16 protein-coding genes and 1 pseudogene are annotated in these 19,049 nt (G+C 66.9%); 10 read left to right on the top strand and 7 right to left on the bottom strand.

What is annotated here, in order from left to right; genetic code table 11:
* Positions 1-392: 392 nt before the first annotated feature.
* A complete protein-coding gene (locus AQ611_RS05430; protein ID WP_069233937.1) occupies positions 393-1,382 on the bottom strand; it encodes a hypothetical protein in 990 nt (329 codons plus the stop codon).
* Positions 1,383-2,022: 640 nt separating this feature from the next.
* On the bottom strand, positions 2,023-2,433 hold the full coding sequence (locus tag AQ611_RS05425; protein ID WP_059520089.1) for a winged helix-turn-helix transcriptional regulator: 411 nt from the start codon (positions 2,431-2,433) through the stop codon (positions 2,023-2,025).
* A gap of 134 nt (positions 2,434-2,567) precedes the next feature.
* Between AQ611_RS05425 and AQ611_RS05420 the strand changes: the two genes are divergently transcribed.
* On the top strand, positions 2,568-3,575 hold the full coding sequence (locus tag AQ611_RS05420) for a zinc-dependent alcohol dehydrogenase family protein (RefSeq protein WP_069235147.1): 1,008 nt from the start codon (positions 2,568-2,570) through the stop codon (positions 3,573-3,575).
* A 332-nt stretch (positions 3,576-3,907) separates the two neighbouring features.
* Here AQ611_RS05420 and AQ611_RS05415 read toward each other — a convergent pair whose 3' ends face one another.
* Positions 3,908-4,345, bottom strand: coding sequence for a winged helix-turn-helix transcriptional regulator (locus tag AQ611_RS05415; protein WP_069235146.1), 438 nt, complete (start codon positions 4,343-4,345; stop codon positions 3,908-3,910).
* A 131-nt stretch (positions 4,346-4,476) separates the two neighbouring features.
* Between AQ611_RS05415 and AQ611_RS05410 the strand changes: the two are divergent.
* From AQ611_RS05410 to AQ611_RS05375, 7 genes and pseudogenes are all read left to right on the top strand, one after another.
* Positions 4,477-5,415: pseudogene (locus AQ611_RS05410) on the top strand (MBL fold metallo-hydrolase); the annotation flags it as partial.
* Positions 5,416-5,638: 223 nt separating this feature from the next.
* Positions 5,639-6,226, top strand: a complete 588-nt coding sequence (locus AQ611_RS05405) for a helix-turn-helix domain-containing protein (protein WP_059520007.1) — start codon at positions 5,639-5,641, stop codon at positions 6,224-6,226.
* On the top strand, positions 6,223-6,759 hold the full coding sequence (locus AQ611_RS05400; protein ID WP_069233935.1) for a GNAT family N-acetyltransferase: 537 nt from the start codon (positions 6,223-6,225) through the stop codon (positions 6,757-6,759). Before AQ611_RS05405 ends, AQ611_RS05400 begins: the two co-directional genes overlap by 4 nt.
* A 143-nt stretch (positions 6,760-6,902) precedes the next feature.
* Complete coding sequence (locus tag AQ611_RS05395) at positions 6,903-7,517, top strand: LysE family translocator (RefSeq protein ID WP_069233934.1); 615 nt, start codon at positions 6,903-6,905, stop codon at positions 7,515-7,517.
* A gap of 328 nt (positions 7,518-7,845) precedes the next feature.
* Positions 7,846-8,985 carry a glycerophosphodiester phosphodiesterase gene (locus AQ611_RS05390; protein ID WP_069233933.1) on the top strand — a complete coding sequence of 380 codons (1,140 nt, stop codon included), beginning with the start codon at positions 7,846-7,848 and terminating at the stop codon, positions 8,983-8,985.
* A 186-nt stretch (positions 8,986-9,171) separates the two neighbouring features.
* Positions 9,172-10,614, top strand: coding sequence for a DHA2 family efflux MFS transporter permease subunit (locus tag AQ611_RS05385; protein WP_069235145.1), 1,443 nt, complete (start codon positions 9,172-9,174; stop codon positions 10,612-10,614).
* Between the two features lie 461 nt (positions 10,615-11,075).
* On the top strand, positions 11,076-11,870 hold the full coding sequence (locus AQ611_RS05375) for a sulfite exporter TauE/SafE family protein (RefSeq protein ID WP_069233931.1): 795 nt from the start codon (positions 11,076-11,078) through the stop codon (positions 11,868-11,870).
* Between the two features lie 386 nt (positions 11,871-12,256).
* Here the strand turns inward: AQ611_RS05375 and AQ611_RS05365 are convergent, their stop codons facing one another.
* A complete protein-coding gene (locus tag AQ611_RS05365) occupies positions 12,257-14,359 on the bottom strand; it encodes a D-(-)-3-hydroxybutyrate oligomer hydrolase (RefSeq protein ID WP_059520014.1) in 2,103 nt (700 codons plus the stop codon).
* Positions 14,360-14,475: 116 nt separating this feature from the next.
* Entirely contained in the window at positions 14,476-14,850 is a 375-nt protein-coding gene (locus AQ611_RS05360) for a BON domain-containing protein (RefSeq protein ID WP_069233929.1), read from the bottom strand.
* A gap of 234 nt (positions 14,851-15,084) precedes the next feature.
* On the opposite strand from AQ611_RS05360, the gene AQ611_RS05355 reads away from it, so the two are divergent.
* Both AQ611_RS05355 and AQ611_RS05350 read left to right on the top strand, forming a co-directional pair.
* Positions 15,085-16,638 carry a TAXI family TRAP transporter solute-binding subunit gene (locus AQ611_RS05355; protein WP_083237242.1) on the top strand — a complete coding sequence of 518 codons (1,554 nt, stop codon included), beginning with the start codon at positions 15,085-15,087 and terminating at the stop codon, positions 16,636-16,638.
* 178 nt (positions 16,639-16,816) lie between these two features.
* On the top strand, positions 16,817-17,455 hold the full coding sequence (locus AQ611_RS05350; RefSeq protein ID WP_069233928.1) for a 2-hydroxychromene-2-carboxylate isomerase: 639 nt from the start codon (positions 16,817-16,819) through the stop codon (positions 17,453-17,455).
* Positions 17,456-17,538: 83 nt separating this feature from the next.
* Here the strand turns inward: AQ611_RS05350 and AQ611_RS05345 are convergent, their stop codons facing one another.
* Both AQ611_RS05345 and AQ611_RS05340 read right to left on the bottom strand, forming a co-directional pair.
* Positions 17,539-17,943, bottom strand: a complete 405-nt coding sequence (locus tag AQ611_RS05345) for a nuclear transport factor 2 family protein (RefSeq protein WP_069235144.1) — start codon at positions 17,941-17,943, stop codon at positions 17,539-17,541.
* A 283-nt stretch (positions 17,944-18,226) separates the two neighbouring features.
* Positions 18,227-19,036, bottom strand: coding sequence for a substrate-binding domain-containing protein (locus tag AQ611_RS05340; protein ID WP_069235143.1), 810 nt, complete (start codon positions 19,034-19,036; stop codon positions 18,227-18,229).
* Between the last annotated feature and the right edge of the window lie 13 nt (positions 19,037-19,049).

The raw sequence follows: 19,049 nt of genomic DNA, 5'->3' as shown, positions 1-19,049 counted from the left end.
ACCAACGGCTCGCGCTTCCCCATTGAAGAAAATTTTTTAAGAACAAGGATCTGCGAAATAACCCGCCCGCGCTGCAACCGCAGAGGGGGCTTCTGCCGCCCCGGCGTCGACCCATATCTCGGTGCTCATGCGGATCGATCCGCTATGCGAAGCCGGGGCGCTGCGTGCGGACGCCGCACAGCATCTTAGGGATGGATCGGATTATCGCGAGCAGCCGCCGCGCACGATCTTCCGCCCTCTAATCCGCAGACAAATGCAGCCCATATCGGCGCGGGCAAACAAACGGCATCGGCCCGCGGCCGTGCCGTGTCACTCCGTTGACTCGGGTTAGCTTCCGCATTGCAAAGGCGCGTACGCGTCACGCGGCACCCTCGCCCGCCGGCCAGCGAACTTTATCTCGACAGAACGCCTGCCCGCGTCGGGGCAGGCGCGGCGTCGGAGGCACGCAGATTCGCCGCCCCCACACCTGAGCCCGCAATCGGCTTCGGTATCGTGCTCCCCAGGCCCGGCAATGCGCGCAGCACCGTTTCGGCCGACGAACCGACCGAATCGATGGCGCTGCCGATCGCGGCGGCTCCCGTCGAGAACGCCGAACGCGCGATATTCGCAGTGCTGCTGCCGAGCGCGGCACTGCCCAATGAGATTGCACTGTCCGCAGCTGTACGCAAGCCGGCGTAGCCCGGTTGCGTGTCCGGCAGGACGCCCGTCCCGCCCGCGCCCGTCAACGCGCGGGCAACCGCGCCGAGCGCCGCCGCGGCGGAGTGGCGCAGCTCGCCGGCCGCCAGCGTATCGATCGCGCCGCTCACGACATTGGCAATCGGGACGATCGGATTGCCGCCCCCCGAGCCAACGCGGCCGAACGCCTCCGCAACGTTATTGAGCGCGCTCGTCAAAACGCCCGCCGGGTTGATGGCCGGCAGCACGTTCATGACATCGCCGAGCGCATTCGCCACCGGGCTGGCATTCGCCGCGACAGCCAGCACGTCCACCGACGAACCCGCCGTCGCTTGCGCCGCGGCCGCACTGCTCGCGATGGTCGCGCTCGACGGGTCGCCCGAGGTATTCGAAAGCAAGCCGCCGGCATGGCTCACGGCGTCGCCCGGCGCGCCCGCCGAAGGGCCGCCGCCCTGCAACGCGACGGCCGGCTCGCGCACGTACCCTGGCATATCCGTCGAGCCGCGAACGCCAGCGCGTGCCGCAACATCCGGCACGCCGTCGGTCGATGCGGCCCACGCGCCGCCCAAGCTGGCGCTACCGGGTTCACCGGCCGAAACCCGGGCCGTGCCGAAGCCCGTCCGTTGCGCAACGGCAGGCGCCGGCATCGCGCTGAATGCCGCTGTGGCCGATAGCGCGATGGCCGTCGACCTGAAGCGATGTTTCATTGATGTGATCTCGTGTGAAGGGATGCTGCCGCCGTCGCGACTAGAATCTCCGCGCACAAAGCATGCCAACCGATTTCGGCCGTCGCCCACACACCATTCCACCCAACGAAACCGAACAACAGAGTATTTAGTGTTTCAACTCCACGCAGGCACAATCGCCCTTACGCCGCCCACCGGCGTCGTTACGTTTTGCGTAACGTAACAAATGAATTTTCCGTTACATGATCGCTGATGAAATGCATATCACGGTCCTATACGCCGCTCGCCAGAAATTCATCAAAAATAAAATCAAACATACCGAGACTTCATAAAAAAACGGCTCATCCGACTCAGCTCACCACCAATACGGCATCGCACGCTGACACCATTCACGCGCACCTCTGCCGGCCGGACGCGCAAATTCACTCTCTTTCATTCGTCGTTAATTGTTTTTCATTCGGCCAGCTACCAACCATTTGCATAAATGGCGATCTCCTCATCGCGCATTCAATGTCGATATTTCTTATCTGAGCAATCAAATCCGATTTCGTAGGATTTCAAAAATTCCCAAAAAATCTAAATCGATTGCGATCGCGCCGCCCGCCTATCCGGCAATCCGAAAGACCGTCGGCCGACGACGAAAGCAATGCGCGATGCCGCGCTATGCCGCATTCTCCATGCCGGACGCCCGCTTTTGCTTCAACGGAATGTCTTCGCACGCCGGCCGGTCGTTCACGGCACCCGTCTGACGCTCCCGATACGATTCGCCCCACTCGCGCAGGCTGATCAATACCGGCGCGAGCGTCTGGCCAAGCGGCGTCAGCTCGTATTCAACCTTCGGCGGCACCTGCGGATAGACATGGCGCGCGACGATGCCATCCGCCTCCAGCTCGCGCAACTGCAAAGTCAGCATCCGCTGCGTCGTATTGGGCATGAGCCGCGTCAACTCCATGAAGCGCCGCTTGCCACGCAGCAAATGAAACAGAATGACGGGCTTCCACAATCCGCCGATCACGGAAAGCGTCACTTCGACATCGCATCCGCTCTTGCTGTCCAGTCGCTTGGGTCGCATGTTCATACCTACATAATTGACAGTACCAGCTTTAATTGTACGTTCTTGCGCACATCGAAGTACGTCGAGACAATTCGATCAACGTCGATCTCGCAGCGCACCACCGTGCGCTCGCCATTCACAGGAGTCGGAACATGAAAGCCATCATGCTGCGCCAGCCCGCTGGCCTCGAACAGCTCGCCCGCGTCACGCTCGCCGATCCGGGCGCGCCGGGCGCCGGCGAAATTCGCGTGCGCATCCACGCAAGCTCGCTCAATTATCACGATCTCGGCGTCGTCACCGGCAGAATGAACACGGCCGACAAGCGCATTCCGATGTCGGATGGCGCGGGCGTCGTCGAAGCGATCGGCGAAGGCGTCACGGAGTTCGCGCCCGGCGATGCGGTGGTATCGACGTTCTTCCCGCAATGGCTCGACGGCGCTCCGACGACCGCGGATTTCGCGACGGTGCCTGGCGACGGCGTCGACGGCTATGCGCGCGAAACCGTCGTGCGGCCCGCGCACTGGTTCACGCGCGCGCCAAGCGGCTATACGCACGAGCAAGCCGCGACGCTGACGACAGCCGGCCTGACTGCATGGCGCGCGCTCGTAGTCGACGGCCGCCTGAAGGCCGGCGACACCGTGCTCGTACTCGGCACGGGCGGCGTATCGATCTTCGCGCTGCAATTCGCAAAGCAAATGGGCGCGCGCGTGATCGTCACGTCGTCGTCGGACGAGAAGCTCGAGCACGCGCGGACGCTCGGCGCCGATCACGTCGTCAATTACCGGCGCGACGCAAACTGGGCCGCGAAGGTGCTTGAACAAACGAGCGGCGTCGGCGCCGATTACGTGATCGAAGTGGGAGGGCCCGACACGCTGCCGCAATCGATCGCCGCGTGCCGGATCGGCGGCCACATCGCGTTGATCGGCGTGCTCACGGGCATCGCAGGCCCCGTGCCGACCGTCACGCTGATGACGCGGCAGCAAAAGCTGCAAGGTCTCATTGTCGGCAGCCGCCGGCATCAGATCGACATGGTGCGCGCGATCGACGCGACGGGCATCAAGCCGGTGATCGACAGCACGTTCGCACTCGACGACATTGCCGAAGCATTCCGTCATCAGGCCGCGGGCAAGCACTTCGGCAAGATCTGTCTGTCGATCTAGCCGAAACGCGCGGCAGCGCGGCGAACCCGGCGGCACCGCGCGCTTGGCCCGCGCGATCGGATTGCATCACGGCGAAGCTCGTCGGCGCGCTCGGCGTCGAACAAGCGGGGGCGTTGCCGTGACCGGCGCACGCTGCCTGCGGGTGCGCAGAGGCGCCAGTCTCGGTGCCTGCGGGCAGCGTGCGCCGCACGCCGTGCCAGCCGCGCGGCGCGCTGCCGCGAAACCGCGTCGCCATCGCGACCTTCATGGCCGGCGCCACGATCATCACATCATCACGTCCGCGCGCAAATGGTAAGCCGGGTGCGCCTACATGCTGGGCGGCGCGCGCGACGCTACACCGCCGTCACATTCCGCTGTTCGTCGTAGGCGGCGCGCGCATCGAGCACCGCGCCGATATTCGACTCCGCCCATGCGATGAGCGGCCAGACCGAGGCCGCGAGCGTCTGACCGAGCGGCGTGAGCGCATATTCGACCGAAACCGGCATCGTCGGATAAGCCGTGCGGGCAACGAGGCCGTCCCGCTCGAGCCGCTTGAGCGTTTGCGACAAGACCTTCTGCGACAAGCCTTCGATATGCCGCAGCAACGTATTGAAGCGCAGCGGCCGATGCGCAAGCAACGCAAGAATCAGGACAGTCCATTTGTCCGCGATGCGGTCGAGCACATGCCGGGTCGGGCATTGCGCCGCGTAAACGTTGCCGTCGCGCGGCGCGTCGAGCAGCGACGGTTGCTCGCCGGTAACCTGCTGACTCTCAAGTACGCTCTTTTCCATCATCGCCACCCCGTCTATAGTTTCCGCTGGTAACTACCAGTATCGCAGATACTATCACCGGCTCACCCGCCTAGCGCGCCATGCGCCACGCGGCCGGTGCGAACCCATGCTTTTTTACCGCGGAGTCCTTTATGCCCTTGCGCATCATCGCAGCACTCGCCGTCACGGCGGCATCCGTCCTCGGCTCGAGCCTCGTCCATGCGCAAAGTAACCGGTCGACGCTACGGATCGATGTCTACAACCCCGGAGAAAAAAGCGTCTTTCCCGTTTCGTCCGAGATCGTCACCGGCCGCACGGGCGCGATCCTGATCGACGCGCAATTCCAGCGCAACGACGCGCAGGCGCTGGTCGACAAGATCAAAGCAACCGGCAAGCCGCTCAAGCTCGTCTACGTGAGCCATAGCGATCCGGACTACTACTTCGGCCTCGATACGATCAAGGCCGCGTTCCCGGACGCAAAAATCGTCGCGACACCGCAAACGGTCGCCGCGATCAATGCCAACAAGGACGACAAGCTCGCCTACTGGGGGCCGATCCTGAAGGACAACGCCCCGCATGCGCTCGTTGTCCCGCAGCCGCTCGACGGTGACACGCTGACGCTCGACGGCCATAAGCTGCGCGTCGTCGGCCTCGACGGCCCGACTCCCGAGCGCACGTTCTTATCGATTCCGTCCGAGCGCGCCGTGGTGGGCGGCATTCCCGTCGCGGCGAACATCCACGTGTGGATTGCCGACACGCAAACGCCCGAGTCGCGCCGCCACTGGATCGAGACGCTCGACCGGATTGCCGCGTTGCATCCGGCGCGCGTCGTGCCGGGCCACTACCTCGCGAATCCGGACGGCAGCAAGCCTTACTCGCTCGCGGCCGTGAAGTTCACGCGCGACTATCTGATCGCGTTCGAGGCGCAAGCGGCCAAGGCCAAGAATGCCGCGGAACTGATCGCGGCGATGAAGGCGCGCTATCCGAATCTCGGCGACGTGTCGTCGCTCGAGATCAGCGCGAAAGTCATTAAAGGCGAGATGCAATGGCCGGTCGTGCGCGCATCGGGCGCGGCTGCGGCGGCAAGCCAATAAGCCCGCGGGCGATTTGGCGCCGTCGGCATGCGTGACGAGGATATCGAACGCGGCAACGTTCGCGCGGATGCGCGCATCGCGCGCCGAAGCGGCTACGCATTCCGCGGTGCGCGCAATCCGGATCGATGGCCCGGTCTGATGCATGACCCGCCACGCATACCGTGAGCCGCTTTCCGTCGCAATCTAGTATTTTGGATTTTCCTCCAATATACTAGACCGCATGAATGTCAACCAATTGATCGCCCGGCGCGTGCGCGCATTGCGCGATTTCCACGGCTATTCGCTCGATGCACTAGCCGAGCGCAGCAAGGTGAGCCGCTCGAACATCTCGCTGATCGAACGCGCGCAGAGCAGCCCGACGGCCGTTGTGCTCGAGCGGCTCGCCACCGCGCTCGGCGTGCCGCTCGCGTCGCTGTTCGAGGACGAGCCCGCCGAACGAACCGCCTCGCCGCTCGCGCGCGCGGCCGAGCAGCCGGTCTGGAAAGATCCGGCGTCGGGCTACGTGCGCCGGACGTTGTCGCCGTCGATGCCATCGCCGCTCACGCTCGTCGAAGTGCGGTTCCCCGCCGGCGGACGTATCGCCTACGATGCCGGCGAGCGCAACGCCGACGTTCATCAACAAATCTGGATGCTCGACGGCGAGATGGACATCACGACTGGCGATGACACGTGGCGCGTCGCGGCCGGCGACTGCCTCGCGATGCGCATCGATCGTCCGACCCTCTTCTTCAATCCGGGCCGCAAGACCGCGCGTTATGTCGTCGCGCTCGCATCAGCGCCCGCCGCGCACACAGGACGATCCGGATGAACGACGCAATCGACGCCATCGGCATACGCCGGATCGGCCCAAACGAGGCGGCCGCATATGTCGACGCGCTCGCCGACGTGCTGCTCGACTGCGTCGACGGCGGCGCGTCGGTCGGCTTCATGGCGCCGCTCGCGCCCGAGCGCGCGTGCGCTTTTTGGCGCGATGTGGCCGCGTGCGTCGCGCGCGGCGAGCGCGTGCTGTTCGTCGCGGAGCAGGCCGATGGGCGCGTTGTCGGCACCGTGCAGATGATCGTCGGCCTGCCGGAAAACCAACCGCATCGTGCCGACGTCGCGAAGATGCTGGTGCGACGCGACGCGCGCCGCCAGGGCGTCGCGCGGCGGCTGCTGGCGGCACTCGACGACACCGCGCGCGAGCTCGGCAAAACGCTCCTCGTACTCGATACGGCAACGGGCAGCGACGCCGAGCGGCTCTACCAGAGCGCCGGCTGGCAATGCGTCGGCGTCGTGCCAAACTACGCGCTGATGCCCGACGGCGCGCCCTGTTCGACGACGTTCCATTACAAGCGGCTCTGAGCCCGGCGGCACCCGTCTTGCGCTGCGGTTCGTTCGATTGTCCGGCCGCGTCGCCATACTGTAAGCCCGTCGTCTCGGCCGTTGCGTCTGCGAGCCCATGCGTGGGAGCATCCGAACACCTCTCTCACGACGAGCGATTCCCGATGACGTTGAGCCCTACGTTCGCATTCATCGTAACTTGTCTCGGCTTCGGCTTCATTCCGGGCCCGGCGTTGCTGCAAACCGTCTCGCTGACGCTCCAGCATGGGCGGCGCGCGGGCGCGCTGTCGGCGCTCGGCATCCATCTCGGCGCGCTCTTGCAGATTGGCGCGGTTGCGATCGGCGCAGTCGTCGTGCTGAACACGTCGCCGTGGCTCTATCACACGCTGCGCATCGCGGGCGGCGCCTATCTGATCTGGCTCGGCATCCAGCGCGTGCGCGCCAGACCCGACGCCGGCGGCGCGCCATCGCAGATGCCGAAAAACGTGATCTCGTCGAGTGCGCTGATCGAGGCATCGAATCCGAAGTCGGCGCTCTTCTATTTGTCGTTCCTGTTGCAATTCGTCGATCCGTCGGCGCCGCTCGATGTCGGCTGGCAGCTTTTCCTGCTCGGCGCATCCGCGAATCTGCTGTTCTCGCTCGCCGATCTGGTCTGCATCGCGCTCGCCCATCCGCTGCGCAAGCGCGCGGCGCCCGGCGGCCTGGCAATGACCGTCGGCCGCTATCTGGCGGGCGCGCTCTTTATCGGGCTTGGCATCGCCGCGATCGTCACGCGCTGACGTTGCGTCGAAGTCGGGCCGCGCTCGCACGCGCTTCGTTTCGTTTACCTGATCGTCCGGCATCGAGCCTTCGGCATTGCCCGATGCCGGCGAGCCACGCCGCCGCGCATCGCATCGAGGCGCGGCTCCCGCCGGCCGCGCAGCCGCGCTGATAGCCGCGCTTATCAGGCTGCGCCCGGCATCGAAAGAGCACAGACAGAACAAGTAATATATATGTAATGATTCGCTGCGAGGATCGCATCCCGGTCGGCAGCGGCAACCCGTGTCGGCATGCCCGTGCTCCGATGTCTCCTTGTTCTTCCCCCTTTCATCTCACAGGATCGACGATATGCTCTTCAAACGCTCGTTCGCATGCGCGCCCGTCGTGCTCGGCTGCGCCGCGGCGCTCACACTTGCCGCGTGTGGCGGCGACGACGACCCGAACTACACGCGCCCGATCGCCGCGAAGGTACAGGTCATCGGCCATCGCGGCGCGAGCGCGCTGCGCCCCGAGCACACGCTTGCGTCATATCGCAAGGCCATCGAGGACGGCGCGGACGTCATCGAGCCCGATCTCGTCGCAACGCGTGACGGCGTGCTCGTCGCGCGCCACGAGAACGAAATCTCCGGCACGACGAACGTGTCGACACTGCCGCAATTCGCGAGCCGCAAGACGACAAAGACGATCGATGGCGTCCGCTTGACCGGCTGGTTCACCGAGGACTTCACGCTCGCCGAACTCAAGACGCTGCGCGCGCGCGAGCGGATTGCGCAATTTCGTCCGGCAAACACCAGCTACAACGATCAGTTCGAGATCCCGACCTTCGACGAGATCATCGCGCTCGCCAAGCAGATGTCCACGCAGGTCGGCCGCACGATCCACCTCTATCCGGAAACCAAGCATCCGACCTACTTCCAGTCGATCGGCCTGCCGCTCGAGGACCGCTTGATCGACGCACTGCGCAAGGACACCTACACCGCGCGCGACGCGACCATCTACATCCAGTCGTTCGAAGTCGCGAATCTGAAGGCGATCCGGAACCGCATCGGCGCGAGCCAGCCGAACTGGAAGCTCGTGCAACTGATGGACGAGCCCAAGCAGCAGCCATACGACTTCGTGAAGGCGGGCGACGCGCGCACCTATGGCGATCTGTCGACACAGCGCGGCATGCGTGAAATCGCAGCGTATGCGAATGCGGTCGGCCCGTACAAGACGTCGATCATTCCCGTCGACGCGAACGGCACGCTGCAGCAACCGACCGACTACGTGCGCAACGCACACGAGGCGGGACTGCTCGTGCATCCGTATACGTTCCGGCCGGAAAACAATTTCCTGCCCGCCTCGCTGAAGGACGGCGGTGCGCCGAGCGCGCGCAATACGTCCGGCTCGGTGCGCGAAATTCAGGCATACCTGCGCGCGGGCATCGACGGCTTCTTCACCGACGATCCGGCCGTCGGCCGCACGGCGCTCGACACGTTGCGCCGCTAAGCCGCCCTTCCGAGCGGCGCGCCCAGTACGCGCGACATGCGCGAGCCCGCCATGCGCCGCGGCTCGCGCGTTCGTCGCGCGGCGCGGCCCGCGCATGCCGTGCGGGTGTCAGCAACCGGCAGCAGCGGCCGCCCCAACCCGCTTACAATGCTGCGCGTTCCGTATCAAACAAAGGAGACGCGCGCGATGACGCACGGCATTCATGGTGAAAAGCGCTGGTATGCGCTGATCGTTCTTTGTCTGGGCGTGCTGATGATCGTGCTCGATTCGACGATCGTCAACGTCGCGCTGCCGTCGATCGGCACGGACCTGCATTTTTCCGAAACCGCGCTCGTGTGGGTCGTCAACGCGTACATGCTGACGTTCGGCGGCTGCCTGCTGCTCGGCGGCCGGCTCGGCGATCTGTACGGCCATCGACGGATATTCCTCGCCGGCTTGACGCTTTTCACGCTCGCGTCGCTCGCCTGCGGCATCGCGCAATCTCAGGCGGTGCTGATCGCCGCGCGCGCGGTGCAGGGAACGGGTGGCGCGGTGGTCTCGGCGGTGTCGCTGTCGCTGATCATGAATTTGTTCACCGAGCCCGGCGAGCGGGCGAAGGCGATGGGCGTCTACGGCTTCGTCTGCGCAGGCGGCGGCAGCCTCGGCGTGCTGTTGGGCGGCGTGCTGACGAGCGCACTGAGCTGGCACTGGATCTTCCTCGTCAATCTGCCGATCGGCGTGGCCGTCTACGCGCTGTCCGCCGCGCTGCTGCCGAAAATCCGCGCGCAGGCGGCCGGCGCACGCCTGGACGTCGCGGGCGCCATCACCGTCACCGCGTCGCTGATGCTTGCCGTCTACGGCGTCGTCAACGGCAACGAAGCCGGCTGGCTGTCGACGCAAACGATCGCGCTGCTTGGCGCGGCGGCAGCGCTGTTCGCGGCGTTCATCGGCATCGAGGCGCGCGTCGCGCATCCGCTGATGCCGCTTGCGCTCGTCGCCAAGCGCAATGTCGCGATCGCGAACGCGATCGGCGTGCTGTGGGCCGCCGCGATGTTCGCGTGGTTTTTCCTGTCCGCGCTCTATATGCAGCGCGTGCTCGGCTACCAGCCGCTCGAAGTCGGCCTGGCGTTTCTGCCCGCCAATCTGATCATGGCGGCATTCTCGCTCGGGCTGTCGGCGAAGATCGTGATGCGCTTCGGTATCCGCGCGCCGATCGCCTTCGGGCTTGCCGCCGCCGCGCTCGGTCTCGCGCTGTTCGCCCAGGCTCCGGCGAACGGCAGCTTCGTCGCGCATGTGCTGCCCGGCATGGCGCTACTCGGCTTCGGCGCGGGCATCGCGTTCAATCCGGTGCTGCTCGCCGCGATGAGCGACGTCGCACCGAACGATTCCGGGCTCGCGTCGGGCATCGTCAACACGTCGTTCATGATGGGCGGCGCGCTCGGCCTCGCGGTGCTCGCCAGCATCGCCGCCGCACGCACCGACGCGCTCGCTGCCGCGCACATTTCGGCACAATCCGCTCTCAATGGCGGTTATCACGCGGCATTCGTCTGCGGCGCGATCTTCGCCGCGCTTGCCGCATGTCTCGGGTTCGCGCTGCGCGCCCCGGCACGGACAGCCGGCGACGCCGAGCTGCGCAGCACCGCGCATTGACGCGACCGGCATGGCAAAGCGGCTCGCGCGGAGATCGGTGATACGCGCGCCTGCCGGGCGATTGAAGCCGCCTGTTTCACCGACGCAAAGGCGCGGCGGACGATGCGTTATTCCGCGCGCGATTCACCCGGCCCGGTGACGTCGCACGCTGCGCGCCACTTGCCTGCGTCAGATCCGCGGCTCCTCACGCGCGGCCGACGGCGGCCCGGTTCCCGTTGCCCGCCCGCCGCCGACGCCCCGGCGTTCGCAATTCGCGCCTCGCCGCGCGTGAAACCTCGCGCGCCAGCCGCGGCGCGACACCGCGCTTGCACGCGCCTGTCGAACGCAAGCCGGCGCCGCGCGCGCGATACCATCCGGCGGCCCGTTTTTGCGCGCTCCGGCGCCGGCGCGCGAGTTTTGCGACAATGGCGGGCCTTGGCAGCCCGCCGCCCGTCACTTTCAAACGCCTAACGCCCCCGCCGATGCCGTTGCCTCATATCGATCTGCTGTACTCCCTGTCCGGCCTCTTCGTCGGCTTTCTCGTCGGTTTGACGGGCGTCGGCGGCGGCTCGCTGATGACGCCGATTCTCGTCCTGCTGTTCAATGTCCATCCGGCGACGGCGGTCGGCACCGATCTGCTGTACGCGGCGGTCACGAAAGCCACCGGTACGTTCGTGCACGGGCTCAAAGGCACGGTCGACTGGCGAATCACCGCCCGGCTCGCGGCAGGCAGCGTGCCCGCCGCCACCGCCACGCTATGGATTCTGCATACGCGCGGGTTGCATGCGCAGAGTACGGGCCGGATGATCGAGTGCGTGCTCGGCGCGGCGCTGCTGCTGACCGCGCTGTCGCTGTTGTTCCGGCCGCAGCTCGCGGCGCTTGCCGCGCGGCATGCGCGCGCGCTGCCGCCGAGCCCCGCGCGCACGCTCGTCGCGACTGTCGTGACGGGTATCGTGCTCGGCGTGCTCGTGTCGCTGACGTCGGTCGGCGCGGGGGCGATCGGCGTGACCGTGCTGCTGCTTCTCTACCCGGCGCTCACGACGACCCGGATCGTCGGCTCCGATATCGCGCACGCGGTTCCGCTCACGCTCGTCGCGGGTATCGGGCATTGGCTGCTCGGCTCGGTCGATTGGTCGATGCTGGCATCGCTGCTGCTGGGCTCGCTGCCCGGCATCGTGGCGGGCAGCCACCTGTCGGCGCGCGCGCCGGAAAGCCTGCTACGGCGGGTGCTGGCGGCGACGCTGGTTGCGGTCGGCGCGAAGCTGGTGCTCGCGTAGCGCCCGCGAGCCGAATCTGCAACGCGGCTGGCCGGGCCGAGCCGCCGCGAAGGCCGCCCGCTATTTGGCGCGTACCGCAGCGTATCGCCGCGCCCCCCGCTCGCCGGGTTTGGACGGCGGAGGCCTGCATGGCGTGCGGGTCAGCTCAGCGTTCAGGTTGACGAACGCTCAGGGCTGCACTTCGGCGCGCAAGCGCCCGGCAAACGGCCGACCGCGCTCGCCGCGTTCGGACAATCGGCAATCGGCGCTCGCCGCGTCATCCGATTCAGCCCGATCCGCGCCGGGCGGCCGGCCGGCAAAAACCGGCATTCCGCCCGTCGGCGCGGCCGGCAATGACAATGCAAAACGCATAACGAAAAAAACCGAAATCGCGCGCCGGAGCAAAATCAGAGCGGCACGTCGATCACGCCCGCGCTCGCCTTGATCGCATTGGCCGCACCCGGCGCCGGATCGATCGGCGGCAGATTCGCCGCCGACAGCGCGGGCGCCGAGCCCGGTGTGCCGCCGCGCGGCGTCGTGCGAATCACTTGTGACGGCGGCAGCGGCGTGCCGTTTTTCAGATGACTCCACATCAGATTCAGCGCGAGCAGATCGTAATAGTGGACAGGCACGTAACGCGTATCGAAACCCGGCGCGGACAGGAACGCATCGAAATGCTGGCCGTTCGTCACTTCGTAGAACGAAAGCTGGCTCCGGCTGCCTTCGGCCAGGCTGTTCTGCGCGACGTAGGCACGCGACGCGTGATTGACGGGCACGAGCGCGTCGCTTCTGCCATGCACGATGATCGCCGGCTTGTGTCGCAGATTCGCGTTGACGCGCACCGCATCGACGCTCGCGCCGATGCCGAGCTGATTCGCGCTCCAGATCTGACGCAGGCACAGCGCGCCCGCGAAGCTTGCATCGGGCGTCGCCAGCCGATGATCGACGCCGCCCACGGCGCCGTTGAACACGAGGTTGATGCCATTGGTCGGCGCAATGCCGTTGCCCATTCCGTACAGATTCGTCATCGGCGACACCGACGCCGGTGCGACCGCACCCGTCGCCGGGTTCGTCGTCGCGAAACTGAAATTGCAAAGATTGTCGGTGACGCCGGAACGCGTGTAGGCGTTCGCATACGTGACGGCGATCGCCGGAATCGCCTGCGAATCCCACATCGGCGCGTGCAACAGATCGGAATCGGCAAGATAGCCGGCCGCATGAAGCTGCGCAAGCGCGTCGCTTGCCTGGCTCGGCGTGTCCGCGCCCGCGACGAGCCCGGCTGCAGCGAGCGTCGCGCAGCGCTGCGCGCGGATCGCTTGCGTCTGCGCAAGCGGCAGCGTGCCGAGATACGGCGCGCCGGCCACCGCGGGCGCGGCGGCCGCGCACGGCTGAAGCAGGTTCGCGAGACTCGCGTAGTCGGCGAGCGGCCGGCCGAACGACGGCACGCTCACGCCATTCTGCTCGACCGTCACGCCCGGCGCGAGCCGCACGTTGATTTGCGGCTCGCCGACGACGACCGCCGTGATCCAGCCGCGCGTGTCCTGCTCGGCCGCCGCGAGCGCCGCGCCGCCGCCGTTGCTGACCGATGCGGCGATCGTCGTGATGTCGCCGGGCCGGTAGCGGATGCCGTGGTGCCGGTCGCCGATGCGCGGGCCGTACTGCTCGTTGAGCGCCCAGTACGCGAATTCGACTGCCTGCAGCGTCACGCGCCCCCAGTCCTGTTCCGGGTTCTGCTGCGAATGCGCATGCTTGTACGCATAGCGGTACGGATACGCGCTATTGAACGCGGCAAGCGCGGAACCCGGCTCGCTCGCGGTGAAGAGGCTCGCGTGCCCGGCGCTCGACGCGTCCGCGAGCGTGCCGTCGATCCGCGTGATCCGGTTCGTGCCGATTTCGTGCGCGCCGTTGCCGCCGCCCTTGTCGTTGTATGCGACCGCGCATCCGCGCTTGAGCCCCCATTCGCCCGCCGTCGCGATTGCGCCGTACACGCCGCGCGAGCCCGACGACGTCGCCGTCACGATGCAAGGATTCGCCGGATCGAAGCTCGCCGGCACCTGCACGAGCAGCGTGACGTTTTTGCGGCCGCTGCCGTCGTCCGAGTAGGCAAGATATTCGGTGCCGGGGATCTTGCCTTCGCCGAGCGTATCGTGGCCCGCGAGATCGACGTTCGGTCCCCAGAAGCGCCCGTAACCGCCGTTCGGCGTCATATCGACGAGCGCGCGATAGTTCGTGTAGATCGCCAGACGGCGCAGTTCCGCCGCGCTCGGCTGCGCCGGATTCGCGAAGCCGGGCCGCGTCGCGCTGCCCAGCCCGGTCTTGCCGAGCCCGGCCGTCAGCAGATCGTCGCTCGCGCCGTCGTAAGCGCTCACGCTCACATTGCCCGCGATGAAATCCGGCTGCGTATTGACCGGTGCGCCATCGTCGCCGTTGCACGCGCCGAGCAGCGCGCTGCTGACGCACGCGAGCGCCAGCAGCCATGCCCGCTTCGATCGGACTGCGATCCTCGTCATTTCCCGCCCCCTGTTGTCTTGCGCTGTCCGCGGCGAACGCCGTCGCCTCCCGGCCAGCGCGCGCCGCGGGCGGCGGCGCGCCGGATGCGCGCTGCCGCCCCGCGCGCGTCACCGCCTCACTGCATTTGCACGGACAGCTTGTTGGTCACCGACGTCACGCCCGCGACGCTCTTGGCCGCCGAGACCGCCTTGTCGATCTGCGACGCATCCGGCACCGACCCTTCGAGCGTCACGGCGCCGCCGCCTTTCGAGCGCACGGTAATGTTCGACACATCCACCCCGTTGGCTTTCGAAATCGCCTTGCGCACCGCGTAGCCGAGCTTGCGGTTCGCGTGCCGCGCGCTCTTGGCGGCTGCCTTCGACGCGCTTTGCGCAGCCGCCGCGGGCGCCGAGGCGCCCGGCGCCGCGTCGCTTGCCTGCGCAAACACGTTGCCGCCCGTGAGCGCCAGGACGATCACGCCCCCGAGTGCCTTCGATACGATCGATTTCATATGCTCTCCTGATTTCTGATTGATTTTGACGGGCACCACGGCCGGCGCAGCACAACGGGTTCGCGATAAGAACACCGACGCGACGGCCCCGCACAATGTAATCCACAGTCCGCACGTGCGCCAAGTATTCGCGCAACGGGCATGCGGTGCGGCACCGCGGCGGCCCCAAGCGCCGCAATGGCGGCGAACTCGGGTACTATCGCCGCGAGCAGATCGCCAGCCGTCACCCCGCCCATGAAGCCAACCCCGCCACGCCGCTCCCGGCAGCATCCGATCGTCGCCCGCTTCGTCGCGGTGTCGTGGCGCGATCTCGCGATGTCGATCGGGCCGACCGTGCTGCTGACAGCCGCCGCGATCTGGCTCGCCATCGCCCTCCTGCAGCCCGCGCCGCCGACATCGCTGACCATCTCCGCAGGCCCGCCCGGCAGTTCGAACTGGCTTGCCGCGCAAAAATATAAGCAGATCCTTGCAAAAAATGGCGTCACGCTCAACGTGCTCCCGTCCGCCGGCTCGGCCGAGAATCTCGCGCGGCTGTCCGATCCGGCGCAGCGCGTCGACATCGGCTTCGTGCAAAGCGGCATCGACCGTAAGGACAAGCACGAGAATCTCGTATCGCTCGGCAGCATCGGCTACGTGCCGCTCGCGATACTCTACCGCGGCCCCGTGGTGGAGCGGCTGTCGCAGTTCAATGGCAAGCGGCTCGCGATCGGCGCCGAGGGCGCGGGCGCGCACGAACTCGGCCTGGCCCTGTTGAAGATGAACGGCATCGTGCCGGGCGGGCCGACCGAGCTGCTGCCGCTGTCGGGCGAGGACGCGGCGCGCGCGCTGACCGAAGGCCGGATCGACGCCGCGTTCCTATCCGGCGATTCGACGCAGATTCCAGTGATGGCGAAACTCTTTCGCGCACCGGGCGTGCATTTCTATTCGTTTACGCAGGCGGAGGCGTACACGCGGCGCTTCCCCTATCTGACGGAAATCACGCTGCCGATGGGCGTCTATGATCCCGGCACCAACCTGCCGCCCACGGACATCCACACGCTGTCGCCCACCATCGAGTTGATTGCGCGCGACACGCTGCATCCGGCGCTCTCCGATCTGCTCATCGAAGCCGCGCGCGACGTCCACCATCGCGCGACGATCCTGCAGCGCGCCGACGAATTCCCGTCGCCCGTCACGCGCAGCAGCTTCCCGCTGTCGGACGACGCCGCGCGCTATTACAAATCCGGCAAGACCTTTCTGTACCGGAAGATGCCGTTCTGGGTCGCGAGCCTCGTCGACCGGCTGCTCTTTATCGTGGTGCCGCTCATCGTCGTGCTGATTCCGGGGCTGCGGCTCGTGCCGGCGCTATACGGCTGGCGTGTGCGCTCGCGGATCTATCGCTGGTACGGTGCGCTGATCGCGCTGGAGCGCGGCGCGCTCGGCGAGCACACCGCCCGGCAGCGCGCCGCGCTGCTCGATAGGCTCGATAACGTCGAGAACGCGGTCAACCGGATGAAGATGCCGCTCGCTTACGCGGGGCAGTTCTACGTACTGCGCGAGCACATCGGCTTCGTGCGCGAGCGGCTGATCGCACGCGAGCCGCAATCGCGGCCGGCGCACGCAAGCGGCGCGCCGGCCGCCGCGGGCAGCCCGCCCGCGCACGACGCGCCGCATGGCGATAGCACTGCGCCGCACGGCGATAACGGCGATAACGGCGATACGCAGCCCGCCGGCACGCCCGCCGCCGATGCGCCGTTCGCGAACGCGCCGCGGCCCGGCCCCGCTGAAGAACGGCACAAGCATCCGTGACGTTCGTATGACCCATGCCGCGCCGGCCAGTACCCGGTTCACCGGAGCGCGGCGCAATACGCCCGAGCCGATACGTATCGGCCCCGGCCATCCCCGCGACGGCTGCATTTGTCCCCGCCGCCGCGTAACATTGCGACACGACGCCGCCCGTTGCGTCCCTTCCGTCAGGAGATCCTCGATGACCGTCGGCATCGACGCTTCGCAGCCGGCATGGTTTTACGATTTCGTGTCGCCGTTCTCGTACCTGCTGCTCGAACAGCATGGCAAGTGGCCGCGCGTATCGTTCGCGCTCACGCCCGTATCGCTGCTGGATCTGCATCGTCACTGGGGCCAGCGCCCGACGTCCGACGTGCCGGCGAAACGCGTTTTCACTTATCGGCACGCGCTTTTTCGCGCCGAGCAGCTCGGCATTGCGTTCAAGATGCCGCCTGCGCACCCGTTCGACGCGTCGCGCGTGCTGTTGCTCGCGACGCTGCTGAATGGCGACTTCCATGCGATACGCGAGATTTTCCGCTTCATCTGGCGAGAAGGCCGTGATCCGGTTGAACCTGGTAATTTCGCTGAACTCTGCGGACGAGTCGGAATCGCGCACGACGATCCGCGGCTCGCGTCGGACGAAACCCGTGCACAGTTGCGCCGCAATACGGACGATGCAATCTCGCTCGGCGTGTTCGGCGTGCCGACGTTTTGGCTGAACCGTCAGCTATTCTGGGGCGAGGATGCGCTGCCGATGGTGCTCTATTGCGCACGCACGCCGAGCTGGCTGGAATCGAAGGAAGTCACGCGGATCAGCACGCTGCCGTCGGGCCTTGCATGACGGCGCGTCGTGCGTCGCGGGCGGGCGTGCTTCGCTGACGGCGCGGCGCGCCATGATCGACGCTCATCGAGCCGGCGGTCGGATCAAGCGTGACAGAAAGTTTCCTGCAGATGGGACCAACGCACCCGCCCCGTGCGCAGATCGCGCTCGAACACCGCCGTCGACCGGCGCGACGGCAGCGCACCCGTCGCATCCGTTTGGTGCTCGACGTAGCTGACGATCGCGAGTTCGCCGAGCACGGTGAGCGCGCGCATCTGCGAAAACGTGATCGCCAGCCCCGGCTTGCGGCCCGCGAGCCGGGCGAACAGCGCGCGCAACGCGTCGTGATCGTAGAGATGGCCGTCCGTGCCGATCATCGTGAAGCCGGGCGCGAAATGCGCCATCAGCGCGTCGAGCGCGGCGGGCCCGGATGCGTCGCCCGCGAGCCAGTCGCGAATCGCGTCGCAAGCGGCGACGAGTTCGTCGAAATAGGGTTGATGCGCTTGCATGGATCTCTCTGCCGTTTTGAACGAGCGCGACGCACGCCGCGCGAACTGAACTCGCGAGTGTACCTGCGACGTCAGCGGCATGCCGCCGACGCGCGCCGCGATACGCGCGGCTGGCATCGCCGCGCACGGGCCGCCAAGGCGGCGAGTCTTCGCCCCGCGCCGGCGTCGCCAGCCGCCGCCCGGCGGCGCAAACGCCCGATACGGCTGCGTCACGGAACCGCCCCGCGATGCCGGTCCGCGATCCATGAGGCGCCCCGCCGCCATCGCGCCGGGACATCGTGCATCAGCGCGCGGGAACCGGATCGAGCCCGGTCTTCCGGATATCGGCCGCGGCGCCCGGCGATGCAAGATAGTCGAGCAACGCGCGCGCTTCACGCGGATGCTGCGCGCCGACCGGAATGCCGCCCGCATAGCGCGTGATCGATTGCAACGGCTCCGGAATCTTGCCGACGAACGTCACCCCCGGCACCGGCAACAATTCGCTCACCTGCTGGAAGCCGAGTGCATACGTGCCGTCGGCGACCTTCGTGGCGACCGGAACGCGCGGCACCATCGTCGCCTTCGGCCCGACCTGGGCCTCGACGCCCAGGCGCTTGAAAAGCGCGTCGCGAATATACACGCCGCTCGCGCTATCCGAATACGCCACCGATTTCGCCTGCAACAGCGCCGCTTTCAGCGCCTCGGGCGTGCTGATGTCGGGCGCGGGCTCGCCGTCGCGCACGACCGCCCCGATACGCGAATCGGCCAGCTCGACGCGTGAAGCCGGATCGATCTTGCCTTCGCGGATCAGCTTGTCGAGCGCGTAGCCGACCATGATCACGACATCGGCCGGCTCGCCGCGCGCGAGCCGATTCGGAATCGCCTCGGGCGTCGCGCCCATCGACGGTCCCCAGGCGATGTCGAGCGTATTGCCGCTCGCCGCTTCGAATTTCGGCGCGAGCAGCTTGTACGCAGCCGTGAAGCCGCCGGAATTCATCACGTGCAATTCGGCCGCGCCGGCCGGCGCGGCGGCTACGCCAACGGCAACGGCAGCAGCAATGGCTGCGGCAAGCCGCGGCGCGCGGCGAAGATACTGTGTCAGCGAAGATCTCATCATCATGGCGGTG

It is taken from the genome of Burkholderia singularis (assembly GCF_001718875.1).
GTDB classification, from domain to species: domain Bacteria; phylum Pseudomonadota; class Gammaproteobacteria; order Burkholderiales; family Burkholderiaceae; genus Burkholderia; species Burkholderia singularis.
This window is presented reverse-complemented; position numbering and strand designations above follow the sequence as displayed.